This is a genomic window from Streptacidiphilus carbonis (genome assembly GCF_000787775.1).
GTDB lineage: Bacteria > Actinomycetota > Actinomycetes > Streptomycetales > Streptomycetaceae > Streptacidiphilus > Streptacidiphilus carbonis.
Genome location: NZ_BBPM01000072.1, coordinates 1 through 12,600 on the forward strand (window position 1 = coordinate 1; position 12,600 = coordinate 12,600).

Annotated in this window: 13 protein-coding genes and 1 pseudogene; 12 read left to right on the forward strand and 2 right to left on the reverse strand. The window is 70.7% G+C overall.

Features of this window, described 5'->3' with window-relative positions; all coding sequences use genetic code 11:
* Window positions 1–1,106: pseudogene (locus tag TR46_RS33290) on the reverse strand (lyase); the annotation flags it as partial.
* 271 nt (window positions 1,107–1,377) lie between these two features.
* On the opposite strand from TR46_RS33290, the gene TR46_RS33295 reads away from it, so the two are divergent.
* From TR46_RS33295 to TR46_RS33335, 9 genes are all read left to right on the forward strand, one after another.
* Window positions 1,378–2,394: a hydroxyacid dehydrogenase gene (locus TR46_RS33295; protein WP_369406021.1), complete on the forward strand. Its 1,017-nt coding sequence runs from the start codon at window positions 1,378–1,380 to the stop codon at window positions 2,392–2,394.
* 74 nt (window positions 2,395–2,468) lie between these two features.
* Entirely contained in the window at window positions 2,469–3,917 is a 1,449-nt protein-coding gene (ngcE, locus tag TR46_RS33300; RefSeq protein WP_052433320.1) for an N-acetylglucosamine/diacetylchitobiose ABC transporter substrate-binding protein, read from the forward strand.
* A gap of 28 nt (window positions 3,918–3,945) precedes the next feature.
* Entirely contained in the window at window positions 3,946–4,851 is a 906-nt protein-coding gene (locus TR46_RS33305; protein ID WP_042409542.1) for a carbohydrate ABC transporter permease, read from the forward strand.
* An 11-nt stretch (window positions 4,852–4,862) separates the two neighbouring features.
* Complete coding sequence (locus TR46_RS33310; RefSeq protein WP_042409543.1) at window positions 4,863–5,810, forward strand: carbohydrate ABC transporter permease; 948 nt, start codon at window positions 4,863–4,865, stop codon at window positions 5,808–5,810.
* 23 nt (window positions 5,811–5,833) lie between these two features.
* Window positions 5,834–6,937, forward strand: a complete 1,104-nt coding sequence (locus TR46_RS33315; RefSeq protein ID WP_042409545.1) for a LacI family DNA-binding transcriptional regulator — start codon at window positions 5,834–5,836, stop codon at window positions 6,935–6,937.
* A 227-nt stretch (window positions 6,938–7,164) separates the two neighbouring features.
* Window positions 7,165–7,908 carry an alpha/beta fold hydrolase gene (locus TR46_RS33320; protein WP_042409548.1) on the forward strand — a complete coding sequence of 248 codons (744 nt, stop codon included), beginning with the start codon at window positions 7,165–7,167 and terminating at the stop codon, window positions 7,906–7,908.
* 211 nt (window positions 7,909–8,119) lie between these two features.
* Entirely contained in the window at window positions 8,120–8,572 is a 453-nt protein-coding gene (locus TR46_RS33325; RefSeq protein WP_042409551.1) for a GntR family transcriptional regulator, read from the forward strand.
* The gene (locus TR46_RS33330; RefSeq protein WP_042409554.1) at window positions 8,569–9,438 is read left to right on the forward strand and encodes an ABC transporter ATP-binding protein; all 870 of its coding nucleotides are present in this window, start codon (window positions 8,569–8,571) and stop codon (window positions 9,436–9,438) included. The genes TR46_RS33325 and TR46_RS33330 overlap by 4 nt, the downstream gene beginning before the upstream one ends.
* Window positions 9,435–10,514: an ABC-2 membrane transporter-related protein gene (locus TR46_RS33335; RefSeq protein ID WP_152626827.1), complete on the forward strand. Its 1,080-nt coding sequence runs from the start codon at window positions 9,435–9,437 to the stop codon at window positions 10,512–10,514. Before TR46_RS33330 ends, TR46_RS33335 begins: the two co-directional genes overlap by 4 nt.
* A 63-nt stretch (window positions 10,515–10,577) precedes the next feature.
* On the opposite strand, the gene TR46_RS33340 is transcribed toward TR46_RS33335, so the two are convergent.
* Window positions 10,578–11,057: an NUDIX hydrolase gene (locus TR46_RS33340; RefSeq protein ID WP_042409561.1), complete on the reverse strand. Its 480-nt coding sequence runs from the start codon at window positions 11,055–11,057 to the stop codon at window positions 10,578–10,580.
* A gap of 181 nt (window positions 11,058–11,238) precedes the next feature.
* On the opposite strand from TR46_RS33340, the gene TR46_RS33345 reads away from it, so the two are divergent.
* Genes TR46_RS33345 through TR46_RS33355 form a run of 3 tightly spaced genes read left to right on the forward strand, consistent with a single transcriptional unit; the run spans window position 11,239 to window position 12,593 of the window.
* A complete protein-coding gene (locus tag TR46_RS33345) occupies window positions 11,239–11,943 on the forward strand; it encodes an alpha/beta fold hydrolase (RefSeq protein WP_042409564.1) in 705 nt (234 codons plus the stop codon).
* A gap of 55 nt (window positions 11,944–11,998) precedes the next feature.
* Window positions 11,999–12,322: a hypothetical protein gene (locus TR46_RS33350; protein WP_042409567.1), complete on the forward strand. Its 324-nt coding sequence runs from the start codon at window positions 11,999–12,001 to the stop codon at window positions 12,320–12,322.
* Between the two features lie 22 nt (window positions 12,323–12,344).
* Window positions 12,345–12,593, forward strand: coding sequence for a hypothetical protein (locus tag TR46_RS33355; RefSeq protein WP_042409570.1), 249 nt, complete (start codon window positions 12,345–12,347; stop codon window positions 12,591–12,593).
* Window positions 12,594–12,600 lie beyond the last annotated feature (7 nt).

Sequence of the window (12,600 nt, forward strand, 5' to 3'; positions counted from 1 at the left end):
TGCGCGCTCTCGGCGGCCGTGGCCACCCCGGAGTCGGCCAGCCGCAGGATGTCGGAGATCAGGGTGTGTCCGCGCCGGTGGTCGTCCTGCTGGATCTGCAGCGGGTCGGAGACGGCCAGGCCGCGGCTGATGGCCCGCCCGACCACGCCGTCCATCACCAGGCCGTTGTAGAGGAAGGGCGCATAGGCGTTGGTGACCGAGTCGAAGATGTTCTGTCGCCCGGTGTCGGTGACCGCCCAGGAGGAGCCGGACAGCAGCCAGAGCATCCGGCTCAGGCCGCCGATCATCACCTCGCCGTAGGAGCCGGTGTAGGGGACGTAGGTGTGCTGGATGAACGAGCCGTCGGCGTAGAGGCCGTCCCCGGTGAGGACGTCGGGGAAGACCGGGGAGAGCGCTGCGCCGGCCGTGGCCAGCTTGGCCGAGCTCTTGCCGAGGACCCCGCGCAGGGCGATGACCCGGCTCAGGTCGACCCGGTTGGCGCCGGTGCTGGTCCCGCTGTAGGTCGCCACCGCCGAGTCGGGAACAAAGTTGTCGACCGCGGCGCAGTAGGCGGCGACCTGGGTGGAGTCGAGTTCCCCGTACATCAGCACGGCGGTGTCCAGCATCGCCTCGGGGCTGCCGATCTGCCAGTCCCACCAGTTGTTGTACGTGGTGGCGGAAGCGGTGTAGGCGTTGGTGCAGAGGAAGTCCAGACCGCTGGTGACCGCCGACGCCAGGGCCGTGTTTCCGGTCAGGCCGGTGCCCGGTTGGACGTACGCCAGAGCCATCGTCCTCAGCCGGTTGTAGCTGGTGGTGATGTTCGCGGAGACGCTGCCCAGCGGCAGGTCGCTCCAGAGCGAGCTGCCGCTGGTGGTCATCGCGCCCTGGTAGGTGGAGGCCTGGGTGCCGATGGCGGCCAGGGCGGACGCGAACGGAGCCGCGGTGGCGTCGAAGCCGGTGCCGGTCAGCAGTTCCAGCCAGCGCCCGCGCAAGGTGTCGTAGGCGTCGGCCGCCCAGGCGTGCGGTGCGGACGCCCACTGGGCCGTGCTCGCCAGCACCGTGGTGGCTGCGCCCAGCTGCAGGATCCGTCGCCGCGTGAAGTGCGTACTCGTGAAGTGCGTACCCATGGGGTCTCCTCGCCGATGCGTCCGCGGGCCCGGAGCCTCCCGCTCCGATTGGACGAGAAGGTAAGCGCTTTCCAGTGACACGTCAACGGATTCGACCGAATGCCAGGCAATCGGTTGCCGCGTGATCATGCCGCAGCACGCTGTGAATCAGCACATCCACCCAATGATGCCGCGCCAGGGTATTGACGAACCGTCGGTGCTGGGGCTTGAATCTCGCCAACTCGTGCAACCGATTGCCTGCACCGCTACCACCAAGGAGACCGGCCTCCTCGTGTCCGAGAAGCTGACCGCAATGATCGCCATGCGCCCCGACCTCGTCGCCAGCGTGCTCCCCGAGCCGCTGATGGCCCGGCTGAGCGCGACCGCGCGGGTCGAACGCGTACTGGCGGCAACCGACTTCGCCGAGCCGGAGGTCCTGCACGCACTCGCCGGCACCGATGTGCTGATCACCGGCTGGGGCTGCCCGGTGGTGGAGGACTGGGTGCTGGACGCCGCGCCGAACCTGCGCGCCGTGGTCCACGCGGCAGGCACCGTCAAGGAGTTGATCAGCCCGGCGGTATGGGACCGCGGCATCCTGGTCTCCTCCGCGGCCGCCGTCAACGCCCTGCCGGTGGCCCAGTACACCGTCAGCGCCGTGCTGCTGGCGGGGAAGCGGGCCTTCAGGCTCGCCAACGAGTACACCGCGACCGGCTTCAGGGACTACTCGGTCCAGCCCGACACCGGCAACCACGGCCGCACGGTCGGAGTGGTCGGCGCCTCCCGCACCGGCCGGCTGGTGCTCTCCACGCTCGCCGGACACGGGTTCCGCCTGCTGGTCAGCGACCCGACCATCACCGCGGCGCAGGCCGACGCGCTGGTCCCGGGCGGCCGGGTCGAACTGGTCGAACTGGACGACCTGCTCATGCGCAGCGACGTGGTCACCGTCCACGCCCCGCTGCTCCCCGGCACCCGCGGACTGCTGGACGCCCGGCGGCTCGCGCTGCTGCCGGACCGGGCGGTGCTGGTCAACACCGCGCGCGGAGCCCTGATCGACACCGGTGCACTGGTCGCCGAGTGCGCGTCCGGCCGGATCGACGCCGTCCTCGACGTCACCGACCCGGAGCCGCTGCCGCACGGACATCCGCTGCTCACCCTGCCGAACGTGCTGGTCACCCCGCATGTCGCCGGGGCGATGGGGAGCGAGGTGAGCCGTCTCGGCGAGTTCGCCGTGGCCGAGGTCGAACGGCTCGCCGCCGGACTGCCCCTGCTCGGCCCGGTGGCCGCAGAGGAGCTGGCGACCACCGCCTGACCCCGAACCGCACCGACCCGATGTTCCGCCCCTCCTGTTCCACCCTCCCGTTCCACCCCTCGAAAGGAACAACCGTGAACATCCCGAGCCTGAACACCGTCGCCCCGGTCTCCCGCAGATCCCTGCTGCGCACCACCGGTCTGCTCGGAGTCGCCGCCGTCCCCGCCGTGTCCCTGCTCAGCGCCTGCGCCACCGGCGGCAGCGACACCTCCTCCGGCAGCTCCCCTGCCGCGGCGGCCGCCACCAGCGCGGCCAACCCGCTCGGCGTGGACGCCACCGCACCGCTGGAGGTCTATGTCTTCAAGGGCGGCTACGGCGACGACTACGCCAAGTTCGACGAGGCGATCTACAAGAAGTCCTTCCCCAAGGCGACCATCACCCACAACGGCATCCAGCAGATCCAGACCGAGCTGCAGCCGCGCTTCGTGGCCGGGAACCCGCCCGCGGTGATCGACAACAGCGGCGCGTCGCCGATGGTGCTGGGCACCCTGGTGGGCAACGGCCAGGTCACCGACCTCAGCGACCTGCTCAGGGCCCCCTCGATCGACGACCCGTCCAAGACCGTCGCCGACACCCTGCTGCCGGGCGCCCTGACCGCGACCACCTTCGACGGCAAGGTGATGGCGCTGCCCTACGTCTACACCGCCTACGGCTTCTGGTACTCGCAGTCGCTGTTCAAGAAGAACGGCTGGGAGTGGCCGACCACCTGGGCCGAGCTGGTCACCCTGGCCGGGAAGATCAAGGCGGCGGGGATCTCCCCCTTCGCCTACGGCGGTCAGACCGCCCCGGACTACTTCATGCAGCCACTGATCAGCCTCGCGGTCAAGCTCGGCGGCGTCAGCACGGTCACCGACATCGACAACCTCAAGGCGGGCGCCTGGCAGTCCGAGCCGATGCAGCAGGCCGCCCAGGCGATAGCCGGGCTGGTCAAGAACGGCTGGATGATGTCCGGCAGCTCCGGTCTGACGCACACCCAGGCGCAGACGGCCTGGGTGCAGGGCAAGGCGGCGATCTACCCCAGCGGCTCCTGGATCGAGTCCGAGATGAAGGGCATCACGCCCGCCGGCTTCGACATGGTCCTGGGCACCCTCCCCTCGCTCACGTCGGCCGACAAGCTGCCTGTCACCGCGCTCTACACCGGTGCCAGCGAGAAGTACATCGTCCCGGCGCAGTCCAAGAACGTCCGCGGCGGCCTGGAGTACCTGCGCATCATGCTGTCCCAGTCTGCGGCGGGCCACTTCTCCGAGCTCACCCACGCGCCGACGGTGGTCAAGGGCGCGGCCTCCGGGCAGGACTTCGGCTCGACCGCGTTCGGCTCGGTCACCAAGGCGATCAGCGACGCCGGGGACAACACCTTCATGTACCTCTTCCCGAGCTGGTACCCGGCGATGTCCAAGGCCCTGAAGACCGAGATCGGCAACCTGCTGGCCGGGCGCAGCGACGCGGCCGGCTTCCTGAAGAAGATGCAGGCGGCGGCCGACTCCGTGACCGCCGACTCCTCCGTCAAGAAGTACACCCGCTGACAGGTCCGACGGAACGGAGTCCGCTGCCATGGAGCACGGAAAGTACCGCATCATCACGCTGTTCCTGGCAGCGCCGCTCACGCTCTACGGGGTGTTCGTCCTCTCCCCGTTCGCCCAGGCCTTCTACATCTCGCTTACCAGCTGGACCGGTTTCACCGCCGCCCAGCCCTTCGTGGGCCTCGCCAACTACCGCAGGCTGGCCTCGGACCCGGGGTTCTGGAAGGCCCTGGAGCACAATGCGCTGCTGCTGGTGGCCGTCCCGCTGGTGACGATCGCGCTGGGGCTGTTCTTCGCGAGCACGCTCAACGTGGGCGCCTCCGCCGGGACGGTCAAGGGGGTGCGCGGCGCCGGGCCGTACCAGAAGCTCTTCTTCCTGCCGCACATCCTGCCCGCCGTCATCACCGCGGTGCTCTGGCAGTTCCTGTACAACCCGCAGCTGGGGCCGATCAACTCGGCGCTGGACGCGGTCGGCCTGGGCAGCCTCAAGGCCACCTGGCTGGGGGATCCGGCGGTGGCCCTGTGGTCGCTGGCCGCGATCATGGTGTGGACCGGGGTCGGCTTCTACGTGGTGCTGTTCAGCGCCGCCATGCAGTCCATCCCCAGGGACATCTACGAGGCCGCCGACCTGGACGGCTCCTCCCGGTTCCAGACCATGTGGCGGATCACCCTGCCGCTGCTGCGGGAGACCGTCCAGGTCGCCTGGATCTACCTGGGCATCGCTGCACTGGACGCCTTCGCGCTGTTCGAGGTGCTGCTGCCGGACGGCGGTCCCGACAACTCCACCAATGTGGTGGCCCAGTACCTCTACCAGGCGGCCTTCCAGAACGGGCAGTTCGGCTACGCGTCGGCCATCGGCGTGGTGCTGTGCCTGCTGACCCTGCTGATGGCGGCGGCCACCTTCGGGTTGTCGCGCCGCGAGACGATCGAGTTCTGAGGAGCCGGAAAATGACCGACACCACCACCCCGCCGCGGTCGGCGGGGCCCGACACCGGCCCGCGGTCCGACTCGCCGGGTGACTCCCCGTCAGGTGCCGGCAGCGGCGGCCGGCCCCGGCCGGGCGGGCGGCTGTCCCGCCGGCTCGGCACCGGGGCCACCCAGGGATTCCTGGGCGTCTGGGCGCTGCTGGCCGCCGTCCCGCTGCTCTGGGCCCTGGTCAGCGCCTTCAAGACCAACAACGAACTGTTCGCCAGTCCCTGGAAGCTGCCCGCGACCTGGCACTTCGACAACTTCGTCCGGGCCTGGACCAAGGCCGACATCGGCGAGTACTTCCTCAACACCGTCGTCGTGGTGGTCGGCGCGCTGGCGCTGACCATGCTGCTCGGCTCCATGGCCGCCTATGTGCTGGCCCGGTTCCGCTTCCCCGGCAACCGCGTCGTCTACTACGCCTTCGTGGCCGGGATGACCTTCCCGGTGTTCCTGGCCCTGGTGCCGCTGTTCTTCGTGGTCAAGAACCTGAACCTGCTCAGCAGCTACCCCGGGCTGATCCTGGTCTACACCGCCTACGCGCTGCCGTTCACGGTCTTCTTCCTGACCGGCTTCTTCCGCACCCTGCCCACCTCGGTGGCCGAGGCCGCCGTCATCGACGGCTGCTCGCAGGAGGGGGTGTTCTTCCGGATCATGCTGCCGATGGCCAAGCCGGGGCTGGTCAGCGTGGCCATCTTCAACTTCCTGGGCATGTGGAACCAGTACCTGCTACCGCTGGTGCTCAACTCCGACCAGCACAAGTACCTGCTCTCCCAGGGTCTGGCCGCGCTCGCCGTGCAGCAGGGCTACGCCAACGACTGGAGCGCGCTGTTCGCCGGGCTGGTCATCGCGGCGCTGCCGGTGGTCGCGCTCTACCTCGCCCTGGCGAAGAAGGTGCAGACCGGTCTGAGTGTAGGACTGCTCAAGTGATCACTCATCCCTATACTCCCGGTATGCCGGAAGCCTCGGAGCCGTCGCCGACCCCCGCCCGCGCGGCCACCGTACGGGACGTGGCCGCCAGAGCCGGGGTCTCCTCCGCGACCGTCTCCCGGGTGCTCACCGGCAACCGGCCGGTCTCCGCCGAGGTGCGGCGCCGGGTCCGCAAGGCCATCCAGGAGCTGGACTACGTCGTCAACGAGCAGGCCCGCTCGCTGTCGGTGGCCAACTCGCGCACCGTGGCGATCCTGCTCGCCGACATCACCTGGCCGTTCCACAACCAGGTCGCCAGGGGCGTGGAGCAGGAGGCCGTGGCCGAGGACCGGTTGTGCCTGGTGTGCACCACCATGGACGACCCGGACCGGGAGATGGCGCTGATCGAGATGCTGCGGCAGCGCAACACCGAGGCCGTGGTGCTGATCGGCGGGGTGCACGACTCCCCCGAGTACCGGACCAGGATCGGCAGGCTCGCCCAGGCCCTGGACGGTGCGGGCTCACGGCTGGTGTTCTGCGGACGCCCGACCCCGGACCCGGCGCTGCCGATCACCGTCGTCGAGTACGACAACGAGGGCGGCGCCTTCGCCGCCGTCTGCCACCTGCTGTCCCTGGGCCACCGGCGCATCGCCTTCCTCGGCGGTCCGCCCAGCTACACCACCACGACACCGCGGCTGGCCGGCTACCGGCGCGCGCTGCTGGACTTCGGGGTCGAGCCCGACCCCGCGCTGGTGCGGCACAGCCGCCTCGGCGGCGAGCCCACCCGGCAGTTCGGGTACCGCACCGTCCAGGAACTGACCGAGCGGGGCCCGCTGCCCTTCACCGCGCTGTTCTGCTACGACGACCTGGTCGCCGCAGGCGCCATGGCCGCACTGCGGGAGGCCGGTGTCGACGTCCCCGGCGACATCTCGGTGGTCGGGTACAACGACGAGCCGACCGCACTGGACGTGGTCCCCAGCCTGACCACCGTGCACGTGCCGCACCTGGAGCTCGGACGCACCGCCATGCGGCTGGCCCTGCACCGGGACGATCCGATGACCATGGCGATGCGTCAGAACGCCGTCCTGGGCACGCATCTGGTGGTCCGCGGCACCGTGCAGCGACCGGCCGGTCCTGAGCGAAAGTGACGGCATTCACCCGGACGCATGCGATGGCCTGGGCACAGCGCGAACAAATGGAGTGGCGCAATGATGTTCGCTTGGTAGAGTTCCGCACGTCGTGACGTCGTGCGAGGAGGTGAGTCCCGTGAACGCGGTATCTGTGCGGGTGCTCCCCCTTGTGTCACGGTCGGGCGACTGATGTAGCTGTCGCCGGGAGCGCCGTATCCATGAGGCACTCCTGAAGGAGAACAGCTATGTACTCTCTGAAAATCACTTCCCAGTCGTCGGCCGACGGCATGGTCGAGCGCGACTTCACCGTGGGCGGGGTCCCCGGTGTGCTCTGGTCGCCCGGGTCCGGCGCCGATCGGGCGCCCCTGGTGCTGATGGGCCATGGCGGCGGCAACCACAAGAAGCATCCGGCCATGGCCGGCCGCGCCCAGCGCCTGGTGGCCGGCTGCGGCTTCCACGTCGCGGTCATCGACGCGCCCGGCCACGGCGACCGGCCGCGCTCCGCGCACGACGAGGCGGAGATCGCCGAACTGTTCCGGGCCAGGGCGGCGGGCGAGCCGGAAGGCCCGATCGTGGTCCGCTACAACGCGTACCTGGCGGAGCTCGCGCTGCCCGAGTGGCAGGCGGCCCTGGACGCCCTCCAGGAGCTGCCCGAGATCGGCGCCGACGGTCCGGTGGGCTACTTCGGCCTCAACATGGGCACCGCGATCGGGCTGCCGTTCGTGGCGGTCGAACCCAGGATCACCGCTGCGGTCTTCGGCCAGCACTGGCCCGACGTCCTGGCCGAGAAGGCCGAGCAGATCACCATCCCCGTCGAGTACGACATGCAGTGGGACGACGAGCACATCCCGCGCGAGGCGGGTCTGGCCCTGTTCGACGCCTTCGCCTCGACCGAGAAGACGCTGCACGCCAATGCGGGCAGGCACAAGGAGCTGCCCAGGTTCGAGGCCGACAGCGCGGTCCGCTTCTTCGCCCGGCACCTGCGCTGACCTGAGCTGATCTGATCCGACGGGGTATCGGCGTCCGACCGCTGACCAGCGACGCCGACACCCCGTCACTGGCCGATCGCCGCGCGGATGGAGTCGCCCGGTCGCCTGCTCCGAGAACCTCAGGCTCCTCCCGATCCTTGTCATGTTGGTTGGCTGGTGTTCTACTTAAACGAATCAATTGTGACTCCTCGAACGGAGAGGGAACCTTGACGTGATCGACTTCCATGTCGACCGGTCCAGCAGCGTCCCCGCGTACGCACAGCTGGTCAGGCAGGTGCGCGAGGCGCTGCGGATGGGCCTGCTGCACCCGGGCGACCAACTGCCGACCGTACGCAGCGTGGTGACCGCCTGCACGGTCAATCCCAGCACCGTGCTGAAGGCCTACCGGGAGCTGGAGCTGTCCGGCCTGGTGGAGGCGCGGCAGGGGGCGGGCACCTTCGTCAGCGGATCCCTGGGCAAGGCGGATCCCCATGTCATGGCCCGCCTGCACGGCGGGCTGACCCGCTGGCTGGGGCAGGCACGGGAGGCCGGCCTGGAGGACGAGGACGTGCAGGCACTGATCGCTTCGGTGATCGCCGAGGAGACACAGCGTCAGATGCGGGCCGGCGGCACCCGTGCGCGGCAGTCGCACGGCATGGCGGCCGAGGAGGGGGGCGTCGCATGAGCGACGACTCGATCGCCGTGGAAGCGGTGGACGTCAGCAAGCGCTACCGGCAGGTGTGGGCGCTGCGGGAGTGCAGCTTCCAGCTGCCGGCGAACCGGATCATCGCCCTGGTGGGCGCCAACGGCGCCGGGAAGTCCACACTGATGAGCATCATCAGCGGCCTGCTGCCCGCCACCGGCGGCTCGGTCCGGGCCGCCGGCCGGGTCGCGATCCTGGCCCAGGACAAGCCCCTGTACCGGGACTTCAGCGTGGCGGACATGCTGCGGTTCGGACGGAGCACCAATCGGGTGTGGGACCAGCAGCGCGCACTGTCCTGGCTGGCGCGTTTCGAGGTACCGCTGGACCGCCCCTGCGGCAGGCTCTCCGGCGGCCAGCGGGCCCAGGTCGCCCTCGCGGTCACGCTGGGCACCCGGCCCCGGCTGCTGCTGCTGGACGAGCCGCTGTCCAACCTGGACCCGGTGGCCCGCACCGAGGTGACCGGCGAGCTGATGGCGGAGGCCGCCGACAGCGACATGACGGTGATGCTGTCGACCCACATCGTGGCCGAGCTGTCCGGCGTCAGCGACCACCTGCTGCTGCTCGCTTCGGGCCGCCCCGTGCTCACCGGCGACGTGGACGACCTGCTGGCCGCCCACACCCGGCTCAGCGGGCCGCGCGCGGACCGGCCGCCCAGCCCGGGCACGGTCGTCGCGTCGCAGCACACCGACCGCCAGTCGACCTTCATCGTCCGCACGCCCTGCACCGCGCCGGCCACCCCGGTGGTCGCCCCCGGCTGGAGCTCCCAGCCGCTCTCCCTGGAAGACCTGGTCTTCACCTACCTCAAGTCGTCGGGTACGGCGCACCGGAGCGCGGAGGCCGCAGCATGAGCCCAACCACCCAGTCCCCGTTGGCCGCTGACAGCCGATCGGGCAGCCTGGACATCGCCGCCGGACGCAGCGGGGGCTTCTCCGGGCTCCTCTGGCTGACCTGGCGTCAGCACCGATGGGCCCTGATCGGCGCTCTCGTGCTTGCGGCCGCCCTCACCGGCTGGATGGCCTACCTCGCCGCCGACCTGACCGACATCTACCACCAGTGCAACAACACCCTCTGCCCGGACAACTCCGTCCAGGCCGCCGAACTGTCCGCCAACTTCGGCTCGTTCAGGATCGCCAATGACCTGCTGCAGTTCGTGGAGTACCTGCCGCTGCTGATCGGCATGTTCCTCGGCGTCCCGCTGCTGGCCCGGGAGCACGAGCAGCGGACGCTGCTCCTCGCCTGGAGCCAGGACGTCTCCCCGCAGCGCTGGCTGTGGACCAAACTGGCCCTGCTCGGCACGGTCGTGGCCGCGCTGACCGCCGCGCTCTCCGGCGTCTGCGACCACCTCGCCCAGGTGATGGCGGACGTCAGCAACGGGGGCCTGTTCGAGGGTTCGATGTTCATGGACTCCGGCATGCTCCCCCTGGCGACCGGCGTCTCCTGGTTCGCCGTAGGTGTCGCCCTCGGCGCCGCCGCCAAGCGGCTGATGCCCGCCGCGATGACCGTCATCGTCGGCTACGTCGGCGCGGACCTGCTGACCCAGTGGCGCTACCCCACCCTGATCACCCCCGTCTCGCGCTTCGTACCGTTTCCGCCCCCGCCCGGCACCGGCCCGGGCGTGAACGCACTGAAGGTCAAGGGCGGCATCCAGATCGGCCCCGACCAGGTGGTGAACCTCTTCGACTCCGCCGGGCACCCCGTCGACTACGCCGCCCTCAGCAGCCACTGCCCGAACTTCGGCCTCGGTCCCGACACCCTCACCTCCTGTCTGACCCGCGACCACTACCAGACCTTCCTCGAGTACCAACCGGCCGACAGGATCCCCGAGTTCCACCTGATCCTCGCCGCCGGCCACCTCACCCTCGGCGCCGTCGCCCTGCTCGCCCTCTGGCTGACCGTCCGCCGCACCCCCCTCACTGCCGGCTGACGCCCCCGCCCCCGGGCCGGTTCGCTGCCCGCCTCCACCCACGGACGCGGCAGCGGCAGTCCGTCAGTGCTGGATCAGGCCGCCGACCGGGACCGGCGCGACATGGCCGGTGGCCGGGAGGGTCCGGGCCAGGGCGAGGCCGATGTCGACCAGTGAGGATCGACGCAGGTCGGCCACGGCGGGGAGCGGGGTCCAGACCGACTCGGCGGTCTCGCCGTTCGGCTCGGGTCTCAGCTCGCCGCCGGTGATCCGGACCCGGTAGAAGACGCCGACGTTCTGGTGGTCCGGCAGGCCGGGCGCGGGGCGGTCGGCCGCGGGGATCACCCTGGAGTCCACGCCCAGCAGTCGTTCCACCACCGCGTCGCACCCGCTCTCCTCGGCGACCTCGCGGACCACCGCGTCGAAGGGGTCCTCGCCGTGCTCGACCCTGCCGCCCGGGAGCGTCCAGGTTCTCGCGCCGTCCGGGGACACGCACCGGGCCAGCAGCACCCGCCCCTCCTCGACGCACACCGCGTAGGCGGCCAGCCGGAAACTCGTCGTCATACCCCACAGGATCCCAGCCGGCCACGGGCTTCCACCACGTGGTGCGCAGCACCGGCTTCTCCACCGGCAGAGCGGCCGGCGGCCTGGTCCTCGCCGGCCGCACCACCGTCTTCGCCCTCTGCCGTTTCACCATCAGCGGAGGCGGTAGCCACCGCCGGTGGCACGGCAGGATGATGCTCGCATGGAGCCGATCATCGTTCTTGTGCACAGCCCGTCAGTCGGGCCTTCCACCTGGCGGCCGGTGGCCGACCTGCTGACCGCGGCCGGGCACCGGGTGCGGGTGCCGTCCCTGCTGGAGGTGGCCGTGGGCGGTGAACCGCCGTTCTGGCCCCGGGTCGCCGGCGCCGTGCGGGACGAGCTCAAGGAGATCCCGACCGACCATCCGCTCGTGCTGGTGGCGCACAGCAACGCCGGCCTGTTCCTTCCCTCGATCCGCGCGGGCCTGGACCGTCCGGTGGCCGCCTCGGTCTTCGTCGACGCCGCACTGCCGGCCCGTACCGGGGAGACCGCGGTCGCCCCGCCCGAACTGCTGGACTTCCTGCGCCCGATGGCGGTGGACGGCATCCTGCCGCGCTGGACCGACTGGTGGGACGAGGCGGACGTCGCACCCATGTTCGCCGACCCGGCGATGCGTCAGCGGGTCGTCGCCGAAGAGCCCACCCTGCCGCTCTCCTACTACGAGCAGACCGTCCCGGTCCCCGCGGGATGGGACGACCACCCGTGCTCCTACCTGCTGTTCGGTCCTCCGTACGAGGACATGGCCGAGGACGCCCGCGAACGGGGCTGGCGAACCGCGCACCTGCCCGGCGCACACCTGCACCAGATCGTCGACCCGGCCGGCACCGCCCGGCACATCCTCGGCCTCGCCGCCGGTGCCGCCCCCTGACAACCGCTGCGCCCCCTCCCGGGATTGAGCACCGGGGACCGGGTAGGCGCACTCCATGGACACGACCTCGAATCCCCGGCGCTACCCGTTGACCTGCGGTTCCGCGCGGCTCGCACACTTCGGCCTGTGGCTCTTCGGCCTGCTGGCGGCCGTCAGCGTCTTCTCGCTGCTCCGCGAGGGCCTGTCGCCGTCCTGGCCGATGCTGCGCGCGGTGGCCCATGCTGCCGTCCTGGGCGTCTCCGTCGGCCTGTTCGCCGCCACCGCGCTGGTGCTGCGCCGCCACAAGGACGCCCTCGCCGCGAGGACGAACGCGTCGCCCCGCCCCACCGCCGGGACGCACAAGCCGCGACGTGCCAGCGGTCGTCCGGTCTTCCACTAGGCGCCGGCACAGGCCGCCTGCCGTGAGCGGACTCCACCCCGACGACCTGGCCTTCCTGGACACGGTCGAGTTCAGCTCGACCGACCTGCGCCGGTACTGCGACGGCTGCGAGCTGCAGCGCGACACCGTGGTCGTCGGAGCCGTCGAGGCGGAGTCGGGCCCCGGCTGGGACATCCGCCTCTGCCGCAGCTGCGTCGCCGCCGCCCTCACCCGGACCCGCGCCGCAGCCGGCCAGGGCCCCCACCGCCCGCACCTGCCCGCCTGCTACTGACCCCGTC